Origin of the sequence: Halorubrum sp. FL23, from assembly GCF_052439115.2 — an archaeon.
Taxonomy (GTDB): Archaea; Halobacteriota; Halobacteria; order Halobacteriales; family Haloferacaceae; genus Halorubrum; species Halorubrum persicum.
The window spans coordinates 166,298-185,176 of record NZ_JBQVRO020000002.1 but is presented as its reverse complement, the minus strand read 5'-3'; the positions used below and the strand labels follow the sequence as shown (position 1 = coordinate 185,176).

General features: G+C 70.0%; 19 protein-coding genes and 3 tRNA genes. 12 read left to right on the top strand and 10 right to left on the bottom strand.

From position 1 onward, the window contains the following. Positions 1–33 precede the first annotated feature (33 nt). Positions 34–119: transfer RNA gene (locus tag ACT4MF_RS03015), tRNA-Ser, on the bottom strand. A gap of 243 nt (positions 120–362) precedes the next feature. On the opposite strand from ACT4MF_RS03015, the gene ACT4MF_RS03010 reads away from it, so the two are divergent. From ACT4MF_RS03010 to ACT4MF_RS02990, 5 genes are all read left to right on the top strand, one after another. Then, positions 363–1,403, top strand: a complete 1,041-nt coding sequence (locus tag ACT4MF_RS03010) for a zinc-binding dehydrogenase (protein WP_444681700.1) — start codon at positions 363–365, stop codon at positions 1,401–1,403. Continuing rightward, a complete protein-coding gene (locus tag ACT4MF_RS03005; RefSeq protein ID WP_099255450.1) occupies positions 1,393–1,728 on the top strand; it encodes a DUF7977 family protein in 336 nt (111 codons plus the stop codon). The genes ACT4MF_RS03010 and ACT4MF_RS03005 overlap by 11 nt, the downstream gene beginning before the upstream one ends. 85 nt (positions 1,729–1,813) lie before the next feature. Continuing rightward, positions 1,814–2,392 (top strand): (d)CMP kinase, encoded by a 579-nt coding sequence (gene cmk / locus ACT4MF_RS03000; protein WP_099255449.1) that lies wholly within the window; start codon positions 1,814–1,816, stop codon positions 2,390–2,392. Positions 2,393–2,414: 22 nt separating this feature from the next. Next, positions 2,415–3,446 carry an RNA-guided pseudouridylation complex pseudouridine synthase subunit Cbf5 gene (locus ACT4MF_RS02995; RefSeq protein WP_444681699.1) on the top strand — a complete coding sequence of 344 codons (1,032 nt, stop codon included), beginning with the start codon at positions 2,415–2,417 and terminating at the stop codon, positions 3,444–3,446. Between the two features lie 75 nt (positions 3,447–3,521). Continuing rightward, a tRNA-Pro gene (locus tag ACT4MF_RS02990) sits at positions 3,522–3,592 on the top strand. Between the two features lie 193 nt (positions 3,593–3,785). Here the strand turns inward: ACT4MF_RS02990 and ACT4MF_RS02985 are convergent. Further along, positions 3,786–4,565, bottom strand: a complete 780-nt coding sequence (locus tag ACT4MF_RS02985) for an inositol monophosphatase family protein (RefSeq protein ID WP_444681698.1) — start codon at positions 4,563–4,565, stop codon at positions 3,786–3,788. 471 nt (positions 4,566–5,036) lie between these two features. Between ACT4MF_RS02985 and ACT4MF_RS02980 the strand changes: the two genes are divergently transcribed. Both ACT4MF_RS02980 and ACT4MF_RS02975 read left to right on the top strand, forming a co-directional pair. Further along, on the top strand, positions 5,037–6,134 hold the full coding sequence (locus ACT4MF_RS02980; RefSeq protein WP_444681697.1) for a DoxX family protein: 1,098 nt from the start codon (positions 5,037–5,039) through the stop codon (positions 6,132–6,134). A 99-nt stretch (positions 6,135–6,233) separates the two neighbouring features. Then, complete coding sequence (locus ACT4MF_RS02975) at positions 6,234–7,748, top strand: replication factor C large subunit (protein ID WP_444681696.1); 1,515 nt, start codon at positions 6,234–6,236, stop codon at positions 7,746–7,748. A 43-nt stretch (positions 7,749–7,791) separates the two neighbouring features. Here the strand turns inward: ACT4MF_RS02975 and ACT4MF_RS02970 are convergent, their stop codons facing one another. Beyond that, positions 7,792–8,853 (bottom strand): sensor histidine kinase, encoded by a 1,062-nt coding sequence (locus ACT4MF_RS02970; protein WP_444681826.1) that lies wholly within the window; start codon positions 8,851–8,853, stop codon positions 7,792–7,794. A 248-nt stretch (positions 8,854–9,101) separates the two neighbouring features. Here ACT4MF_RS02970 and ACT4MF_RS02965 point away from each other — a divergent pair, with 248 nt between their 5' ends. Beyond that, positions 9,102–10,184, top strand: a complete 1,083-nt coding sequence (locus tag ACT4MF_RS02965; protein WP_099255443.1) for a zinc-dependent alcohol dehydrogenase family protein — start codon at positions 9,102–9,104, stop codon at positions 10,182–10,184. Positions 10,185–10,188: 4 nt separating this feature from the next. Here ACT4MF_RS02965 and ACT4MF_RS02960 read toward each other — a convergent pair whose 3' ends face one another. The 6 genes from ACT4MF_RS02960 to ACT4MF_RS02935 form a co-directional block, all read right to left on the bottom strand. Further along, on the bottom strand, positions 10,189–11,115 hold the full coding sequence (locus ACT4MF_RS02960; RefSeq protein WP_444681695.1) for an amino acid ABC transporter permease: 927 nt from the start codon (positions 11,113–11,115) through the stop codon (positions 10,189–10,191). Beyond that, complete coding sequence (locus tag ACT4MF_RS02955; protein WP_099255441.1) at positions 11,115–11,861, bottom strand: amino acid ABC transporter ATP-binding protein; 747 nt, start codon at positions 11,859–11,861, stop codon at positions 11,115–11,117. The genes ACT4MF_RS02960 and ACT4MF_RS02955 overlap by 1 nt, the downstream gene beginning before the upstream one ends. Continuing rightward, positions 11,858–12,643, bottom strand: a complete 786-nt coding sequence (locus ACT4MF_RS02950; RefSeq protein WP_444681694.1) for an amino acid ABC transporter permease — start codon at positions 12,641–12,643, stop codon at positions 11,858–11,860. The genes ACT4MF_RS02955 and ACT4MF_RS02950 overlap by 4 nt, the downstream gene beginning before the upstream one ends. A 1-nt stretch (position 12,644) precedes the next feature. Continuing rightward, on the bottom strand, positions 12,645–13,442 hold the full coding sequence (locus tag ACT4MF_RS02945; protein WP_444681693.1) for a basic amino acid ABC transporter substrate-binding protein: 798 nt from the start codon (positions 13,440–13,442) through the stop codon (positions 12,645–12,647). Positions 13,443–13,555: 113 nt separating this feature from the next. Beyond that, entirely contained in the window at positions 13,556–14,449 is an 894-nt protein-coding gene (locus ACT4MF_RS02940) for a COX15/CtaA family protein (protein ID WP_444681692.1), read from the bottom strand. Positions 14,450–14,554: 105 nt separating this feature from the next. Continuing rightward, the gene (locus tag ACT4MF_RS02935) at positions 14,555–15,010 is read right to left on the bottom strand and encodes a DUF5814 domain-containing protein (protein WP_444681691.1); all 456 of its coding nucleotides are present in this window, start codon (positions 15,008–15,010) and stop codon (positions 14,555–14,557) included. 159 nt (positions 15,011–15,169) lie between these two features. Between ACT4MF_RS02935 and ACT4MF_RS02930 the strand changes: the two genes are divergently transcribed. Beyond that, a tRNA-His gene (locus tag ACT4MF_RS02930) sits at positions 15,170–15,242 on the top strand. 62 nt (positions 15,243–15,304) lie between these two features. On the opposite strand, the gene ACT4MF_RS02925 is transcribed toward ACT4MF_RS02930, so the two are convergent. Then, positions 15,305–16,507, bottom strand: a complete 1,203-nt coding sequence (locus tag ACT4MF_RS02925; RefSeq protein WP_444681690.1) for a threonine synthase — start codon at positions 16,505–16,507, stop codon at positions 15,305–15,307. Between the two features lie 120 nt (positions 16,508–16,627). Between ACT4MF_RS02925 and ACT4MF_RS02920 the strand changes: the two genes are divergently transcribed. The 3 genes from ACT4MF_RS02920 (at position 16,628) to ACT4MF_RS02910 (ending at position 18,831) form a co-directional block, all read left to right on the top strand. Continuing rightward, complete coding sequence (locus tag ACT4MF_RS02920) at positions 16,628–17,440, top strand: CPBP family glutamic-type intramembrane protease (RefSeq protein WP_444681689.1); 813 nt, start codon at positions 16,628–16,630, stop codon at positions 17,438–17,440. 159 nt (positions 17,441–17,599) lie between these two features. Next, on the top strand, positions 17,600–17,722 hold the full coding sequence (locus ACT4MF_RS02915) for a hypothetical protein (RefSeq protein WP_275539518.1): 123 nt from the start codon (positions 17,600–17,602) through the stop codon (positions 17,720–17,722). Then, complete coding sequence (locus ACT4MF_RS02910) at positions 17,719–18,831, top strand: DUF7972 family membrane protein (RefSeq protein WP_444681688.1); 1,113 nt, start codon at positions 17,719–17,721, stop codon at positions 18,829–18,831. Before ACT4MF_RS02915 ends, ACT4MF_RS02910 begins: the two co-directional genes overlap by 4 nt. The last annotated feature ends 48 nt before the right edge of the window (positions 18,832–18,879 follow it).

The window sequence follows — 18,879 nt, the reverse complement described above, 5'->3', positions numbered from 1 at the left end:
GGCGCGAATCCGGCGGTGCTCGGTCCGTTCGAGCGTTGCGGCGGGGATTCGAACCCCGGAGGCAGTGACGCCACAGAGTTAGCAACCCTGCGCCTTGGGCCAGGCTTGGCTACCGCAACTCGCGTCGTAACATCGCCCTCTCGGACTCGGGACCCGACGCCCCTGCAGTTCGTGCATCTGTACCGTCCGGCCTTCAGTACTTAAACATCACGAAAGTCGCGGGGGCTGTGCCCCGTTCACACGGGCTCTCGGCGGCTATCCGCGGCGCGTGTCTTCCGAGCGGCGTCGGCCCGCATCTGCGGGAACGAGCAGTGGGAGCCGTTTGGCGTACTGTTTAGTAGGTGCCGAGGGTGGATCCCCGTATGAAGGCCGTCCAGTTCGACACCCACGGCGACCGCGACGTGATCGAGTACGGCGAGTTCCCCGACCCCGAGCCCGACCGCGGCGAAGTCCTCGTCGACGTCAAGGCCGGTGCGCTGAACCACCTCGACATCTGGACGCGGCGCGGGATGCCCGGCATCGACCTGGAGATGCCCCACATCCCCGGCAGCGACGCGGCCGGCGTCGTCGACGCCGTCGGGGAGGACGTGACGCGCTTCGAGCCCGGCGACCGCGTCGCCGTGAGCGCCGGCGTCTCCTGTGGCGAGTGCGAGTTCTGCCGGCACGGCGAGGAGTCGCTGTGCCCGTCCTTCCACATCATCGGCGAGCACGTTCGGGGCGTCCACGCCGAGCTCGCGGCCGTGCCCGCGGAGAACCTCGTCCCGGTCCCCTCGGGCGTCGATTGGGAGGTCGCGGGCTCCGCCTCGCTCGTCTTCCAGACCGCGTGGCGGATGCTCCAGACGCGCGCCGACATCGAGGCCGGCGAGAAAGTGCTCGTCCTCGGCGCCTCCGGGGGCGTCGGCCACGCCGCGGTACAGATCGCGGACCACGCCGGCTGTGAGGTGTTCGCGACCGCCTCCTCCGAGGAGAAGCTCTCGCACGCCGAGGCGTGCGGCGCCGACCACGTCATCGACTACGAGACGAACGACTTCGCGGAGGAGATCGCCGAGCTGACCGGGCGGCGCGGCGTCGACGTCGTCGTCGACCACGTCGGCGAGGCGACCTATCCCGACTCGCTGAAGTCGATGGCGAACGGCGGCCGCCTCGTCACCTGCGGCGCGACGACCGGCCCGAACCCCGACGCCGGGCTCAACCGCATCTTCTGGAACCAGCTGTCCGTGATCGGCTCGACGATGGCGACCCCCGGCGAAGTCGACGACGTCTTGGAACTCGTCTGGGACGGCACGTTCGAACCGCACGTCCGCAAGACGCTCCCGATGAGCGAGGCCGCCCGCGCACACGAGATGATCGAGAACCGTGAGGGCTTTGGCAAAGTGGTCGTTAAACCAGATAGTGAGCTCTGAAGCCGACGGCGACGCGGGAGAGAGCCCGGACGGCGGATACGTCCACGTGCCCGACGAGGTCGGCGGAGACGGGGACGACGTCAGCGGGGGCGCCGGCGCGTCCGAACCCGAGGCCGACGGGTTCGGCCGAAAGGGCTGGGTGCTGACGGCGGTGCTTTTCACCTGCGTCCTCGTCATCCCCGGCATCATCTACGTGTACCCGTACGCGGCGGGAGCGCTCGGCTTCTCGTTTTTCGCGACGTATCTCGCCTTACCGCTCGTCCCGGCCCTCCTGCTCGGCGCGGTCGCGGTCTGGTCGATGACCGCGGCGACGCGGACCCAGTAGGGTCGTTCCGCCGTTCGGTGGCGCTCCGCGCCCCTTCCGCGGGCCGAACGACAACCGTTTTGAACGACACCCGCGCAGTAGCGATATGTTGATCACCGTCTCCGGCCCGCCGGGAAGCGGGAAGAGCACGAACGCCGCGGGGCTCGCCGATCGGCTCGGCCTCGATCACGTCTCCGGCGGCGACATCTTCCGGGAGATGGCGGCCGAACACGGTATGACGCCCGTCGAGTTCAACGAGTTCGCGGAGGAGGATCCGCAGATCGATCGGGACCTGGACCACCGGCTTCACGAGATCGCCACGGGCCGCGACGACCTCGTGTTGGAGTCCCGGCTCGCCGGGTGGCTCTCCGCGGACCACGCCGACTTCCGGTTCTGGTTCGACGCCCCCGTGTCGATCCGCGCCGAACGCATCGCCGAGCGCGAGGGGAAACCCGTCGACCGCGCGAAGGCGGAGACCGAGCGCCGCGAGGCCTCGGAGAAGAAGCGATACCGCGAGTACTACGACATCGATATCGACGACCTCTCGATCTACGACGCCGCGTACAATACCGCCCGGTGGGGCCCGGAGGCGTTCATCGACGTCCTCGCCGCGACCATCGACGCGTACGACCCCGTGAGCGACGAGGGGAAAGCGCCGATCGAGGACGTGAGCTACGACTTCTAACTGCTCCACTCACCATCCCCGCATGACCCGACACCCCGACGACGCCGATTCCGACGACGCCGACTCCAGCGACACCGACCCCGACGACGGCACCGCCGAGCGCGGTGCCGACGACCTCCTCCGATCGCCGCCGGACGAGCGGTCGGTCCCGGAACTGCTCCGGTTCGGCGTCGTCAACGTCGACAAGCCGGCCGGGCCCTCCTCCCACCAGCTCTCCGCGTGGGTGCGCGACGCGATCAACGAGACGCTCGCCGCGCTGGACCCCGACGGCGCCCCGATCGAGGGGGTCGCGCACGCCGGGACGCTCGACCCCAAGGTCACGGGCTGTCTCCCGACGCTGACCGGCGACGCCACCCGAGCCGCGCAGGTCTTCTTGGAGGGGAGCAAGGAGTACGTCTCGGTGCTGGAGCTGCACGGACCGCCGCCGGCGGACTTCCGCGACGTGGTCGCCGAGTTCGAGGCGGAGATCTACCAGAAGCCGCCGCGCAAGAGCGCGGTGACGCGTCGGCTCCGCACCCGCACCGTCCACGACCTCGACGTGTTGGAGGTGGACGACCGACAGGCCCTGCTCCGGATCCGGTGTGAGTCCGGGACGTACGTCCGGAAGCTGTGTCACGACATCGGCCTCGCGACGGGCGTCGGCGCGCATATGGGCCATCTCCGCCGGACTGCCACCGACCCGTTCGACGACCGCGATCTGCACCCCTTACAGGACCTCGTCGACGGGCTCGCGTGGGCCGAGGCGGGCGACGACGCGCTCCTCCGCGAGGTCGTCCGCCCCGCCGAGGACGCGCTGGTCCACCTCCCGTCGGTGACGATCGCGCCCTCCGCCGCGCGCAACGTGGCCACCGGCGCGCCCGTCTACGCCCCCGGCGTCATCGACGCGGACCCGATATCGGAACGCGAGGAGAGCGACGACGCCGCCGACGCAGACGAACCCCCGCTCGTCGCCTGTCACACGCCCGACGGCGCCGCGGTCTGTCTCGGGCGACTGGTCGGCGATCCGGACGCCGAGTCGGGCGTCGTCGTCTCGCTGGAACGCGTCCTCGTCTGAGGCGGTCGCGACCGACGAGCGCGGAGTGAAACGAAGTCCTTAATTACCGGACTCTCGTTTTTTCTGATGCAGACAGGGACCGTGGGGTAGTGGTATCCTATGCGGATGGGGTCCGTATGACCTGAGTTCGACTCTCAGCGGTCCCATACAAATTCTGACTGCTCCTCATTATCAGCAGTCTCAGCGCCATCTAACGCCCGCAAACCGCGTTCGGGGGTGCGCGCTATGACCCGCCTCGGCGGCGGTTCCGGCGACGAACACGACCGATCCCATCCTGTCTCGGGCGTGGTTTCTTCCGTCGTGTGAGCCGTGAGAGCGCCACCGGAAGCGAGCCCCTCCTCACGAGTCAGGACGGGCCGCCTCCCACAGCGCCGCCAGCGTCGGCTCGTCGACGGCCGCAACGTACAGCGGTCCCTCTCGGCGGGTCACGCCACCGGCCGCCGACGCGAACAGCTCCGTGACCGCCTGTTCTTCCTCGTCCGGGTGGAATTGCACGAGCCCCTGAACGCGTCCCCGAGCGAACAGCCCGGAGTGAACGGTCGGCGACCAGCTGGAGACCACCCGCTTGACTTGCTCCTCCAGCGACGTCCGGATCGACTTGGCCCGCCTCGTGAGGTCGGGATCGCGCGGCACGTCCCGCCCGACGATCGTGGCGACGGTGGCGGCCGCTATCTCCACGTCGTTCTCGGCGGTCGTCGGTTCGCCCCCGTACCGGACGCCGTCGCCGCGGCGGGCGACATAGGTCTCGCCGGTCGCGGGCTGGTGGACTGCCGCGACCAACGGCTCGCCGTCTCGGAGGACCGCGGCCGAGGAGGCGAACGTCGGCAGTCCCGCGGCGAAGTTGTTGGTCCCGTCCAGCGGGTCGATGATCCAGCGGTACGGCTCGCTGCCGGCGAACTCGCCGGCCTCTTCGGCGAACACGGCGTGGTCGGGAAACGCATGCTGAACAATCGGGAGCATCCGCGCCTCGGCCGCCTCGTCGGCCGCGGCCTTCACGTCATGGGCGCCGTAGGTGGCCTCGTCGTCGCCGTCCTGGTACCGCTCGTGGAGTTCTGCCCCGCCCGCGAGGACGGCCCCGCGGGCGACCGCCGCCAGGTCGTCAATGTCTGGCCTCGTCACGCTCCGCGGTTCGACGTGTGCTCGAAAAAGCGTACCGGTGGTACAGAGAGGTCCGCAACCGCGTGGTCAGAGCCGCGCGCATCTTCCCGGTCGGCGAGCCCCCCGTGCGCGTTTTAGGGCCAGCGCCCGAGCGGGCGCGTCGACGAGATGGACGTGCTGCGGCGCGACATCGCGGATCTCGGCCGAGCGCAGCCCGCGGCGCGCCGGGGCCGAACCCGAACTGTTCCCCGGTGTCGGCCGCGATCGCCTCGAGCTTCTCGCCGTACCTGTACGGGGGCGTCGGTCCCGTCGACCCCGGCTAGCTTCGTCGCTGGTACTGCGGATCTGAGTGACGAGACGACGCGGGCGTACTGTCCGTCGTTGGATCCCCGATCGTGAGCCGCCAGGTGCGGACGGGATCGGGGCTTTCAGGGTCGCTCCCGAACGTCCATGAGGAAACACCGTTAGGTGCGTTCGGCCCGTAGGGGGGCCATGTCCGTCCGCTCTCGGCCGGTCGCCGTCGCCGCGTTCGCCCTGATCGCGACGCTGGTCGCGCGACCGGTCGCGGCCCACGTGGACTACGTCACCGAAGACGCGGGGGACCCGATCGACGCGGCGACGTTCACCGCAGACGTGTTGTCGGACCCGCTGAACGCCGCGGTGTTCGCAGGTGGCGGGCTCGCCGCGGTCGCCGGGATCGCCGTGTATCTCTGGGTGCGGCCGACGATCACCGACGTGGTCGTCCTCCGCGAGAAGCTCGCCGGCTACGGCGACCTCGTCCCGTGGATGCTGCGGCTCGCCATCGGCCTCCCGCTCGTCGGCGCCGGGTTCCAGGGGTACCTCTTCGCCCCGACGCTCGCGTTCGACACCGGAGCAAGCCCGTTCCTGCGGGTGTTGTTCATCGGGCTCGGCTTCTTCGTCCTCTTCGGGCTCGCGACGCGGATCGCTGCGGCGGTCGGCCTGCTGACGTACGCGTGGGTCCTCCTCACGGTCGACGCCGCCGCCGTCATCGCGATGGAGTACGTCCCGGTGTTGACCGCGCTCGTGATCCTCGGCGGGGGGCGCCCGAGCGCCGACGACATGCTGCTGGCGGTCGCGAGCACACCGGGGTCGTACTACGGTCGGATCGACCCCGTCCACCACCTGAAGTCGTTCCTCGACGCGTCGACGGCCCCGCTGCGCCGGTACGTCCCGACCGTCCTCCGCGTCGGAATGGGGGTCACGTTCGTCTACCTCGGCCTCATCGAGAAGCTCGCCGACCCCGGACGGGCGCTGCTCGTCGTCGAGAAGTACGACCTCACGTCGGTCGTCCCCGTCGACCCGGGGCTGTGGGTCGTCGGCGCCGGCGTGACCGAAATCGCGGTGGGGGTGGCGCTCATCGCCGGGTTCTTCACCCGCGGCGCGGCCGCGCTCTCGTTCGTGTTGTTCACGACGACGCTGTTCGGCCTCCCGGACGACCCGGTTCTCGCTCACGTCGCGCTGTTCGGGATGGCGTCGGCCGTCTTCACGCTCGGGTCCGGCCCGCTTTCGTTCGACCGCGCGGTCGGCCGTCCGGCGCTCGACGACGGCGCGGGCATCGCGACCGAGTAGCGGCTTCACACCGAGGCGCGGACGCAGGCGGGGGAGCCGGACGGCCGCCGCGGGCGCCGCTCCGCAACCACTAAACGCGGCTCGCTCCTTGCCTCGGTAATGGCCGATTGGACGGAGAAGTACCGCCCGAGCATGCTCTCGGAGGTCCGCGGCAACGACAAGGCCCGCGACGCGTTCGCGGACTGGGCGCGCTCGTGGGACGACCACCGCGAGGCCGTCGTCCTCCACGGGAGCCCGGGCGTCGGGAAGACGAGCGCGGCGCACGCCCTCGCGAACGACATGGGGTGGGAAACCGTCGAACTGAACGCCTCCGACCAGCGCACCGCCGACGTCATCGAGCGGTTCGCGGGACGGGCCGCGCGCAACGCCACCCTCGGCGGGAGCGCGGCGGGCGGCGGCGCGGCGGGCGGCGACACCGCCTCCCGGCAGCTCGTCATCCTCGACGAGGCCGACAACATCCACGGCAACTACGACCGCGGGGGGGCCTCCGCGATCACGAAGCTGGTCAAGGAGTCGGGCCAGCCCATCGTCCTCATCGCCAACGACTACTACGACATGGCGCGCGGGCTCCGCAACGCCACGCAGGAGATCGAGTTCCGCGACGTCTCCGCGCGCTCCATCGTCCCCGTCCTCCGCGACGTGTGCCGGAAGGAGGGGATCGAGTTCGAGTCGGACGCGCTCGAACGGATCGCCGAGCGGAACCGCGGCGACCTCCGGGGCGCGGTGAACGACCTGCAGGCGGCCACGGAGGGGCGCGGTTCGATCACGGTCGACGACGTTGTCACCGGCGACCGGGACAAGGCGCTCGGGCTGTTCCCGTTCCTCGACGCGGTCCTCAAGGAGGAGTCGGCGGAGGAGGCGCTCCAGTCGGCGTACGCCGTCGACGAGACGCCGGACGACCTGACGAAGTGGATCGAGAACAACGTCCTCGACGTGTACGACCCGATGGAGGCGGTCCGCGCGTACGACTTCCTCGCGAACGCCGACGTGTGGCTGGGCCGCGTTCGGGCCACCCAGAACTACACCTACTGGCGGTACGCCACCGACAACGCGGCGGCGGGCGTCGCCGCCGCGCGCGACGGGACGAAGGGCGGGTGGACGCGCTACGGTCGCCCGCAGTTCTGGAGTTCCTCCGACGCGACCGCGGATGAAGTGGTCGGACAGATCGCGGCAGAGAGCGGGTGTAGCGTCGCGACCGCGCGCCGCGAGGTGCTCCCGTTTCTGCAGGCGGTCACCCACCACTGCAAGCCCCGCGAACTGACGGTCGCGATGGCGGCCGCGTACGACCTCGACGAGGCTGGCGTCGCCTTCGTCACCGGCTCCGGCGAGTCGACGAACAAGGTGGCGTCGATCGTCGAGGACGCGCAGGCGCTGCGCGAGGATCGGATGGAGGACCACGCCGAGGGCGCCTTCGCCGGCGGCCGCCGCCCGGCGGACCAGAGTGCTCCAGCGGACGACGACTCGGGCGCTGCCGCCGGCCACGACGGGGCGACGACCGGCGATCAACCTGGCGGCGGTGGCGGCGAAAGCGGTGAAAACGGCGACAGCGGTGACAGCGGCGATGACGCTGCCGACGATGACGACGGACAGGCGGGACTGAGCGACTTCGTCTAGCGAGAGCGCGCGCTCGGGGGCGCCCGTGCGGTCGGCGCGACGGTCACTCGTCCGGCGGCGTCCCGGATCCGGTCTCCGAACCGGCCCCGTCGGAGCGGGGCGCGACCCGCCTGTCCGGCGCGGCGTCGGGTGCGCCGCTCTCCTCGGGATCGGTGAGATCGACATCGGTAAACTCGAACCGGGCGCCCCCCGTCCGACTCTCGGCCACTGCCACCTCCCAGCCGTGGGCCTCCGCGATGCGCTCGACGATGGAGAGCCCGAATCCGGTCCCGTCTTTGTCGGCCGAGTGGCCGGGATCGAAGACGGTGTCGCGCTCCGACGGGTCGATCCCCGTCCCGTCGTCGGCGACGTAGAAGCCGTCCGACAACCCTCCCACGAACACCTGGATCGGGGATCCGTCCTCTGCCCCGTGTTCGATCGCGTTCCGGAACACGTTCTCTAACGCCTGACGGAGCCGGCTCTGGTCGCACTCGATCCACGGCAGCGGTTCGTCGACCGTGAGGGCGGCGTCCGACGGGGCGTCGATCGTCTTCCACGCCCGATCCACGACACACCGGAGGTCGGTCGTCGCGGTCTCCTCGACCGACTCCCCCTCGCGGGCGAGCGCGAGGAGGTCCGAGATGAGGCTGTCCATGTAATCGAGCGCGTCGTGGGCGCGGTCCAACCGCTCGCGGACCGCCTCGCCGTCGGCGTCGCCGGCGAGTTCGATGTTCCCGACCGCGACGGACAGCGGGTTTCGCAGGTCGTGAGAGACCACGCTGGCGAACTCCTCTAACCGCTCCCGCTGCTGTTCGAGCTGTTTGCGCCGCTGGACCCGCTCGTCGGCCGGGAAGAGATAACCCACCACGTCGCCGGTTTCGTCACGCGCGCCGCGCTCGTGGACCCACTCGCACTCGTCGCTCGCCGTGATCCGGTACGTCACGTCGACCGCGCCCTCGTCGAGCGCGTCGCGGAGCCGGCCCCTGTCGTCGGACGCGACGACCCGGAGCCAGTCGGACCGCGGCAGCGCCTCCGGGTTCAGATACGACTCGCCGGCGGCCTCGACGACGAGTCGGGTCGGGTCGCCGTCCGGTCGCCGATACGCGACCCCCGGCCGACGCTCCATTGGGTCCGTCACACGTGGTCCACTCATCTGTAGAATAATAAACCTTTCTCAAATATCAGTTATTTTGGGGGTCGTGTTGACACGATGCTAACATCATTCGTGCCTCAGAGACGTTGGTACATCGTTTTATGCCTGAAAACAACCGTTGGATCTAACATCTACCTAATTCGTATCATGTTCGGATCACGTGTCTGACGGCGGGCTGACCGGGAGATCGGTTTTAATCACCGTGGGATCGTGGTCCCGGTATGCGCGCGGCGATCCTTCGCGAATACGGCGAACCGCTGGCCATCCGCGACATCCCCGAGCCGGAGCCCGGCCCCGACGGCGCCGTGGTCCGCGTGGCGGCCTGCGGGGTCTGTCGGAGCGACTGGCACGCGTGGGCGGGGCACGGCGAGTGGGCCGACGACCGAGTCCCCCGCGGACAGGTGCTCGGCCACGAGCCCGCCGGCGAGGTGGTCGCCGTCGGCGACGCGGTGGATCGGTTTGCGCCGGGCGACCGCGTCGTCGTCCCCTTCTCGCTCGGTGACGGGACCTGTCCGCGCTGCCGGCGGGGGCACGGGAACGTCTGCGACGACGGGCGGGCGCTCGGGTTCGAGCCCGACGCCCCCGGAGCGTTCGCCGAGCGCGTCGCCGTCCCGGACGCCGACTACAACCTCGTCGAGCGCCCGCCGTGGCTCGACGCGACCGCGGCGGCCGCGCTCGGCTGCCGGTATATGACGGCCTACCACGCCCTCGCGGACCGAGCCGGGCTCGACGGCGGCGAGTGGCTGGCCGTCCACGGCTGCGGCGGCGTCGGGCTCTCGGCGATCCAGCTGGGCGACGCGCTCGGCGCGCGGATCGTCGCCGTCGACGTCGACGACGGCGCCCTCTCGCTCGCCCGCGACGTGGGCGCCGACGAGACCGTGAACCCGAGCACGCTCGGCGGTGAGGAGAGCGAACCCGTCCCCGAGCGCGTCAGGTCCCTCACCGACGGCGGCGCCGACGTGTCGGTCGACGCGCTGGGGATCGCCGAGACGTGCCGCAACTCGGTTCGGTCGGTGCGGCCGCGGGGGACCCACGTGCAGGTCGGGCTGACCACCGACGCCGAACGCGGCGAGGTGTCGCTCCCGACCGACTGGATGACCCGCTGGGAGGTGTCGTTCGTCGGCTCGCGCGGCATGTCCCCCACCAGCTACGACGACCTGTTCGCGCTGGTCGAGGCGACCGACGTGGATCCCGCCGCGCTGGTGAGCGACGAGCTCGCCCTCTCCGAGGTCTCGGCGCGGCTCGCCGGGATGAACGAGTACGACGCGCGCGGCGTCGAGGTCGTCACGGAGTTCGACGGGTAGCGCCTCACTCCTCGCGCTCGACGCCGAGTCCGGGGATCGCGACGCGCTCTTCGACGCGCTCCATCAGCTTCGACGCGGTGAGGACCAAGGCGAGGTACGTCACCCCGGTCACGACGAAGATGAGCGTGTACCGGAACGTCTCGGAGGCGACCTGGTCGGCCCGGTAGTACAGTTCGGGGACGGTGATGAAGGCCGCGAGCGACGAGTACTTGATCAGGTAGACGAACTCGTTCGTCCACGACGGGATCGCGTACCGGAGCCCCTGCGGGAGCACGACGTGGTATATCGTCTCCAGCTTCGAGAGCCCGATCGCGCGGCCGGCGGTGATCTGCCCCTCCTCGACGCTCTCTAAGGCGCCTCGGATGTACTCGGCCTGATAGGCCGCCCCGTTGAGCGTGAAGCCGAGGATCGCCACCCAGACCACGTCGCGAACGAAGACGCCGGAAAACGCGCCGGGCACGTAGCTCGCGAGGTTGAGCCCGTAGTAGAGCACGAACAGCTGCGCGAGGAGGGGCGTCCCGCGCAACAGCTCGGTGTACGCGAGCGAGAGCCACGCCGAGAACCGCCCGTACACGCGGGACACCGCCAGCGGCACGGCGATGAAGAAGCCGAACACGAGGCTCACGGCCGTTATCACGACCGTGAGCCACGTTCCCCGCGCCAGTTCCGGCGTGAGCTCGACAACGAAGGCGGCGTCGGCGGCGTACGCGGCGAGTCCGGGGACCGCCGCCACGGTCGCCTCGACCGCGCCCGGCGGGAGGAGCGGCTGGCCGACCGGAACGAGGACGCCGCCGAGCCACCGGTTGACCCAGCTGACGACGAGCCAGCTCCAGAACAGCGCGCCGACGGAGAGGAGGAGGAGCCGGCCGACCGAGCGGTCGGAGTCGGCCACGCGTTCCCGGACCGTCGCGGGTCTCGTCGCGCTCGCCATCAGTCGTGGCTCGCGATCCGTTCGAGGAACCGGCCGGTCCGGTCCTCCTCGGGGTTCTCGAAGAGCTGTTCCGGCGGTCCGCGCTCGATCACGTGGCCGTCGTCCAAGAACACGATCTCGTCGGCCACCTCCCGGGCGAAGCTCATCTCGTGGGTGACCACGAGCATCGTCATCCCCTCGTCGACGAGCCCGTGCATCACCTCCAACACCTCGCCGATGAGCTCCGGATCGAGCGCGCTCGTCGGCTCGTCGAACAGCATCAGCTTCGGCTGCATCGCCAGCGCGCGGGCGATGCCGACCCGCTGCTGTTGGCCCCCGGAGAGCTCCGCGGGGTAGGAGTCGAACTGCTCGCCGAGCCCGACGCGCTCCAGTTGGGCCTCGGCGCGGTCGCGGGCCTCCGCCTCCGAGAGCCCGAGCACGCGGCGCGGGCCGAGCGCGACGTTACCGACCGCGGTGAGGTGCGCGAACAGGTTGAACCCCTGGAACACCATCCCGACTTCGCGGCGGAGGGCGTTGACGTCGAGGTCGGGCGAGAGCACCTCTTCGCCGTCCAGTCGGATCGATCCCTCCTGCGCCTCCGCGAGCCGGTTGACACAGCGCAGCATGGTCGATTTCCCGGAACCGGACGGCCCGATCAGGACGGTCACGTCGCCCCGGTTCATCTCGAAGGAGACCTCGTTGAGCACCTGCTCGTCGCCGTACCACTTCGAGACGTCCGTCACGCGGAGGAAGTCGTCGTCACTCACGCCGACTCACCCTCCGGGATCGCGTAGTGGTCGCCGAGGTAATCGAGCGCGCGGTTCGTCGTGAACGTGAGGACGAAGTAGATTGCACTGATGAAGAGGATGACTTCGAGCACTGCGGTCGTCTGCTCCGAGAACAGGTCGTACCCCCGAGTGAGCAGCTCCGCGAGCCCGATTGCGAACACGATGCTCGTGTCCTTCAACACGATCGTGAACTCGTTTTGAAAGCCCGGGATCGACCGGCGCAGGGCCTGCGGCACGACGACGTACCGGACCGCCTCGAACCGGGACAGGCCGATCGAGCGCCCGGCCTCGAGTTGGCCGTCGTCGACGCTCGAGAGGGTCGCCCGGAAGATCTGCGACTGGTACGCGGCGCTGCGCAGGCCGAGTCCCAGTATCCCCGCCGTCATCGCCGAGGAGATCGAGACGACGCCCAGGTTGATCTGCGGAACGCCGACGACGAAGTACATCACGATGAGGATCACGACGATCGGCGTCCCGCGAAGCACGATGCCGACAATGCTGACGGCCCGTTCGAGGAGTCCGTCACTGTACACCTCGACCGCACCGGCGGGGAACCCGACGACGAAACCGAGGAGGATCGACGCGAACGTGATCCCGATCGTCAACAGGGCGCCGACACCGAGGTAGTCGGCGTTGCTGACGACGAACTCCCAGTCCGCGGCCTCGCCGATGAACGCGAGCGCCGCGAGCGCCTCTCCCGCCGGGAGATCGGCCGCGACGCTGGCGATCGCCGCGAGCGCGAGCGTCCCCGGGTCCGACATCCTACTCCTGCCCGAACCAGTTGTTCGTGATCTCGCTGTACGTCCCGTCGTCGCGGACGGTCGCGAGCCCGTCGTTCAGCGCCGACTGGAACTCCGACTCGCCCTGCCGGATACCGAAGCCGAACCGCTCGCCGGTCTCCTCGACGAACGCGACCGCCACGTCGCGGTTGGCCGCGAACGTCTCCGCGACCGGGAGGTCGATGACGACGGCGTCCACGTTCTCGTTCGCGAGGTCCTCGACCGCGAACACGTAGCTGTCGTACGAGGAGTAGTCGCCCTCGGCGATGATGCCCGGATCGATGAGATTCGCCGACACCTGGTCGGCGCCGGTCGTCCCGGACTGCGCGCCCACGGGGACGCCCTCGAAGTCCTCCCACGCCGACGGCTGGAAGTCGCCGCCCTCGCGCACGAGGATCGCCTGATCCGACTCCCAGTAGGGGTCGGAGAAGGCGATCGTCTCCTGCCGGTCCTCGGTGATCGTCATCGCGGCGGCGATCACGTCGATCTCCTCGTTCTGGGTGAGCGCGGGGATGAGCGAGTCGAACTCGAAGGTGGCCCACTCGCCCAGCTCGTAGTCGGTCTCTCCGACGACGGCCTCCAGCAGGTCGATGTCGAATCCGACCAGCTCGCCGTCCTGCTGCATCTCGAACGGCGGGAAGCCGGGCGCCGTACCCGGAGTGATCGTGGTGCTGTCGTCGCCGAGGCAGCCGGCGACGCCGGTGAGTCCGACGGCGCTGGCCCCGCCGGTCAGCTTCAGGTACGTGCGACGGCTCATGTCCGTCTCCGCGCGGTATGACATACCGGTGGGAGAACGGGAATCGTTTTTAACCTTTCCTCCTTGGGCGCGTGATTCGTGCCCGGACGCGCCGTTGCACGCGCTCAAGCGGGATTCTCACCCGATCGCTCCGCGCCTCAGTCGCCGCGGACGGGACCGGTCGTCGCCCCCTCCGACCCGACGTCTCTGACCGCCCACGCGGCGCCGAGCGCGAGGGCGGCCGCGACGCCGAGGGCGACGAGGTTGAGCTGCTGCCAGAACGCGGTGTACAACACCAGGTCCCGGCCGAGGAGCAGGGTCCCGACCAGCGCGGCCATCGACACGGCGGCGAGCAGGCGGACCGTCTTCGCGGTCGACCGGTCGAGCCCCGGGTAGCCGCTGCGGACGGCCTCCGTGGCGTACGCGACGGTCGCGACGAGCCCGAGGTGGCCGGCGAGCCCGGTCACGTAAAACCCCGCCTGCGCGCCCGGCGAGTAGGTGACGAAGGGGACCGCCCGCGAGAACACCGCGCTGGCGACGATCCCGACCGCGGCGACCGCGACCGCGGCCCTGAGCAGCCGGGGGGAGCCGCGGCCGCCGCCCCAGATGGTCGCCAGCCCGAGTAGCGTGAAGATCCCCAGCGCGACGATCAGGTGCGCCGCGTGCGTCGACACCGTGTAGCCGCCGGGAACGAGTCCGCCGAGGGTGACGGTGAGCGCGCCGACCGTGATCTGCAGCGGGAGGATCGCGACCGCGAGCGTCGCCGCCAGCCGGGTTCGACGGTCCCGACCGCCGAACCACGACCAGCCGGCGACGCCGATGATGAGGAACCCGGTGACCATCGCCCACACGCGGTGGAACCACTCGATGAAGTCCGGGTTGATAGTGAGCGTGGGGATGAACTGATCGGAGCAGAGCGGCCACTGGGCCTGACACGCTAGCCCTGAGCCGGTCGCCGCGGTGTACACGCCGAGCGCGAACAACACCAGCGTCATCCCGGTCGTCGTCGCCGCGTATCGCCTGAAGGTCAACCACGCGGGCCGAAGACTCATTGGTCGAGTTCGGGTTTGAGCGCACTTAGACCGTTCGGAGGCTCCACGCGGACGGGAACGCGGTGACCGGAGAACAGCGATCGAGGAGACAGCGACGGCCCGCCCTTACCCCGACAGTTCCCGCTTCGCGCGGCGGGCCCGGTCCGACATCTCCTCGTTCCCCTCGACGTCGGCGAGGGTCTCGAGCGCCTCCAGCTGCCGCACCGAGTCGTCGAGGAACGAGAGCACGTCGCCGGTGTAGGCGTACACCATGTAGTCGTCGCTCATCACGTCCACGATCGCCTGCGGCCCGAGCCCCTCCGCGCGGAGCTCCAACACGTACCGCATGAACTTCTCCTCCGGACAGCCGCAGTAGGGGTTCGCCTGACAGTCGCAGTCGAGGAAATCCTCCGCGAAGTCCAAGATCCGGTCCCGCGTCGTCGAGTCGAGCTTCGAGAGCCCGTCGCCGGTGAACAGCATGTCCAGCGTCGCGCCGGCGAACGCTCCCTTCGGGATGTTCGTCTCCAGCTGGGAGGCGAGCTGCCGGTGGTTCTTCACGTAGATCTTGTTGGTGAACGCCACGGTTACCCGCGAATACGCCGGCTGGGAGTAAAAGCGACGTGGTCGCGGTGGCAGTCGACGCGCCGGCGCCCGACGCCGCTCACCGGACGGCACCGCGTCACACGCCCGTCCGGGAGTCGTAACGGTTATTTATCAAAGCGGGATAGATATCGACGCGTGTCCGGGTTAGGGTAGTGGACTATCCTTCAGCCTTGTGGAGGCTGAGACGCGGGTTCGATTCTCGCACCCGGACCTTTTCGCGACGACCACCAAGAGGAGTGGTACCGCCGGGAGATACGGTCGGTGTTCCCCGCCCTACGCCGGGAGCATCGACGCGAGTCGGTCCGCGAGATCGTCCCGGTGGACCTTTTCGGTCGAGACGTCGGTCCCGCCGGCCCCCGACTCCTTGAACCCCGTTCCGGTCGGGACGAGGACGACGGACTCGTCGGCGTCGATCTCGCCCCGGTCCGCGAGACGCGACACGCCCGCGAGCGTCGTCGCGGACGACGGCTCGACGCAGAAGCCACCGTCAACCGCGAACTGGCGCGTCGCGGTGCGTATCTCGTCGTCGGTGACGGAGACGACGGCGCCGTCCGTGTCGCGAACTGCGGCGAGCGCACGAGCGCCGCTCGGCGGGTTCGGATTCCCGATCGAGTGAGCGATCGTCTCGCCGGTCTCGTCGGGCGACAGCGGCGTCGGATCCGTCGCGCCCGCCTCGAACGCCCGGGTCAGCGGGTCGCTGGCGGCGGTCTGGACGAGACACAGCCGGGGCGACTCGTCGATCAGCCCCGCGCGTTCGAGGTCCCGGATACCGAGCCAGACGCCCGAGGCGAACCCGCCGGAGCTCGCCGGCAGCGCGATCACGTCGGGCATCTCCGGGGCGAACGATTCGCAGATCTCGAACAGCGCGGTCTTGTACCCGCTGATGCGGGTCGGCGCGTCGCTCACGAGGACGTCGATCGGGAGCCGCTCGGACAGGTCGAGCGCGTCGCCGTACAGCTCCCCGTAGTCGCCGTCGACCTGCACGACGGTCGGCTCGTACCGAGCGATGTGCTCCAGCCGACCCGCCGGGATGTCCGCCGGGACGAACACGACGCACTCCCGGTCGAGGCTCGTCGCGTGCGCGGCGGTGCTGATCGCCATGTTGCCGTACGAAACCGTCCCCACGACGTCGTCGCCGGTCGCGATCGTGTGAGGAACCGCCACCGCGCTCCCGCGGTCCTTGTACGCGCCGGTCGGGCTCTCGCCCTCGTCCTTGACGAACACCCGAGCGCCGGCGACCTCGTCGAGCCCGGGGCTCCGAACGAGGGGCGTGCCGCCCGCGGCCCGCGAGACGCCCTCGGGGCGATCGATCGGCAACAGCGCCTCGTACCGCCACATTCCGTCCCAGCTTCGACAGTCGTCCCACGAGAACGCCGTCGGCCGCGCGTCGATCCAGAGCGGCTCACCGCAGGCACATCGGACGCGGTCGTCGTCGTAGCGCTCTCCGCAGCGGTAACAGCTCAACGAACGGGGCATACCGACGCTGCGACGGCCGGAAAGATAGGCGTTTTCTTGCGTTTCGGCGGGTGTCCGCTCGCCCGCCCCTGCCGCTCTCGCCAGCAGGTATATGTCGACCGGCGGCGATGGATGCTTCCGATGGCCGACATTCCCGATCGCCGGGCCCTCGTCCGCGGCGCGGGGGCGCTGTTCGCGTTCGGCACGCTCGGCGTGCTCGCCCTCGCGACGTACTCGGTGCCGTCGCTCCGCGAGACCCCCGAACTCGCGTCGCTGCCATACGCGGCGCTCGTGGCGATCGCGTCGGTCAATTCGCTGCTGCTGTTGGCGGTGTTCACCGGAGTGGGAACGCTGACCGCTCCGCGGCTCGGCCTCGACTCGCACGTGTTCTCGTGGGCGACCGGCGGCGATCCCGACTGGGGGGCCTTCCGAAAGTCGCTCCCGCTCGCGGCGGTCGCGGGCGTCGTTCTCTTCGCCGTCATCGCCGTGCTGGACGCCGCGTTCGCGCAGTTCACCCGGGCGTCTCTCGGGGAGCTGTCGGCCGGGAGCGGGGCGCTGAGCGACCTCTACGCGTCGGTCCCGATGCGACTGCTCTACGGCGGGGTGACGGAGGAGATACTCCTCCGCTGGGGCGTTATGGCCCCGGCCGCGTTCGTCGTCTGGTGGGTTCGGAACAGGATCGGCGAGCCCTCGGCGGCGCCGGGGGAGACGACGATGTGGATCGCCATTGTCGTCAGTGCAATCGCGTTCGGCGTCGGGCATCTGCCTGTGCTCGTCTCGACGGTCGGGTCCGCGCCCGCCCTGATCGTCCGCACCGTGCTCCTGAACGCGCTCGCGGGGATCGCGCTCGGCTGGCTGTTCTGGCGGCGGTCGCTCGAAACCGCCATGGCGGCACACGCCGCGTTCCACGTCGCGCTCGTCGGGGTGTCCGCGGTGCTGATCCGGGTCGCGTGATCGCGAACTGGACCGGCGCCCCTCACGGTGTCGTGAGTCGGTGGACGTTCTCGCAAGGCGGTGTTACCGGGGGGAACGTCCGACGCGCTCCGTCACGCACCGTGAACTTATGTGTCGGTCGGGCGTCGTGTCGCCCGTTATGAACGGACGTGGCGCGCCGTGAGAGGGCGGCGTCTGCCTCGGCGGAGCGCCGGGATCGGCGTCGCCGGCGCGGCGGTGATCCGGCAGGCCGACGCGACCCACTACGTCGACGACCGCCCGGAGCCCGTCGAACCGCAATGAGCGGGACGACGGATCCGGGGCCAGATGCCGACGACGACAGTACCGCGACCGACGACAGTCGCGCGGTCGACGGCGAGCGCGACGCAACTACCGCCGACACGATGCGCGAACGCGCCGACGAGAGTCGACTGAAGCTCTGGCTGCTGGTGCGCGCGAACCGGCTCGTCGTCGCCGGCGTCCTGACGGTCGTCGTCTTCCTCGCCTTCGTCGCCGTGGCGGCCGCGTTCTCCCCGTCTCTCGCGGGGAAGGTCGGGGCGAGCGACCCGATCGAGACGTTGTTCGCTTCGATGATCACGGCGATCGTCACCGGAGCGACGCTCGTCGTCACGATCGGCCAGCTCGTGCTCACGCAGGAGAACGGCCCCCTCGGCGACCAGCGGCAGCGGATGGACGACACGCTCGCGGTCAGAGACGACATCGCGGCGCTGACCGGTGCGCCGGCTCCCACGAACCCCGCCGCGTTCCTCGACGCGATCCTCGGCGCCGCGTCGGGGTGCGCGCGGGACCTCCGCGAGTCGGTCCGCAGTCGGGGGAACGGCGATGGCGGGCCGGCCGGGACTGCCCTCGAAGCCGATATCGACGACCTCACCGCGGATGTCGTCGAGAACGCCTCCGCCGTGCGCGGTCGGCTCGACGGCGCGACGTTCGGCTCCTTCGACGTCGTGTTCGCCGCGCTGGACTTCAACTACAGCCGAAAGATCGCTCGGATCGAGCATATCCTCGCCGACCACGACGAGGCGCTCACCGAGGCGGAGCGAGACCGCCTCGGGGAGCTAAGGGAGTCGCTGTCGCTGTTCGCCCCCGCCCGCGAGCACGTCAAGACGCTGTACTTCCAGTGGGCGCTGATCGACCTCTCGCGGCTGATCCTCTACGCCGCGGTGCCCGCGCTGCTCGCCGCGGGGTTCATGGTCGCGGTCGTCGACGCCGGGACGTTCCCGGGGCAGACGCTCGGGATCGACCACGTGACGCTCGTCGTCGGAGGCGCGTTCGCGGCCACGCTCCTGCCGTTCTCGCTGTTCGTTGCCTACGTGCTCCGGGTCCTCACGCTCGCGAAGCGGACGCTCGCGATCGGTCCGTTGGTGTTGCGGGACTCCGGGGAGTCGGGGTAGTCGAGCGCGACCGGTCTCGGAACGGCCGGTCTCACCGAGCCAGGTTTC

Coding starts and splice junctions, on each gene's coding strand:
- ACT4MF_RS03010 (WP_444681700.1), top strand. CDS start 363: ATGAAGGCCGTCCAGTTCGACACCCACGGCGACCGCGACGTGATCGAG.
- cmk (WP_099255449.1), top strand. CDS start 1,814: ATGTTGATCACCGTCTCCGGCCCGCCGGGAAGCGGGAAGAGCACGAAC.
- ACT4MF_RS02995 (WP_444681699.1), top strand. CDS start 2,415: ATGACCCGACACCCCGACGACGCCGATTCCGACGACGCCGACTCCAGC.
- ACT4MF_RS02980 (WP_444681697.1), top strand. CDS start 5,037: ATGTCCGTCCGCTCTCGGCCGGTCGCCGTCGCCGCGTTCGCCCTGATC.
- ACT4MF_RS02975 (WP_444681696.1), top strand. CDS start 6,234: ATGGCCGATTGGACGGAGAAGTACCGCCCGAGCATGCTCTCGGAGGTC.
- ACT4MF_RS02970 (WP_444681826.1), bottom strand. CDS start 8,853: ATGGAGCGTCGGCCGGGGGTCGCGTATCGGCGACCGGACGGCGACCCG.
- ACT4MF_RS02965 (WP_099255443.1), top strand. CDS start 9,102: ATGCGCGCGGCGATCCTTCGCGAATACGGCGAACCGCTGGCCATCCGC.
- ACT4MF_RS02960 (WP_444681695.1), bottom strand. CDS start 11,115: ATGGCGAGCGCGACGAGACCCGCGACGGTCCGGGAACGCGTGGCCGAC.
- ACT4MF_RS02950 (WP_444681694.1), bottom strand. CDS start 12,643: ATGTCGGACCCGGGGACGCTCGCGCTCGCGGCGATCGCCAGCGTCGCG.
- ACT4MF_RS02945 (WP_444681693.1), bottom strand. CDS start 13,442: ATGTCATACCGCGCGGAGACGGACATGAGCCGTCGCACGTACCTGAAG.
- ACT4MF_RS02940 (WP_444681692.1), bottom strand. CDS start 14,449: ATGAGTCTTCGGCCCGCGTGGTTGACCTTCAGGCGATACGCGGCGACG.
- ACT4MF_RS02925 (WP_444681690.1), bottom strand. CDS start 16,507: ATGCCCCGTTCGTTGAGCTGTTACCGCTGCGGAGAGCGCTACGACGAC.
- ACT4MF_RS02920 (WP_444681689.1), top strand. CDS start 16,628: ATGGCCGACATTCCCGATCGCCGGGCCCTCGTCCGCGGCGCGGGGGCG.
- ACT4MF_RS02910 (WP_444681688.1), top strand. CDS start 17,719: ATGAGCGGGACGACGGATCCGGGGCCAGATGCCGACGACGACAGTACC.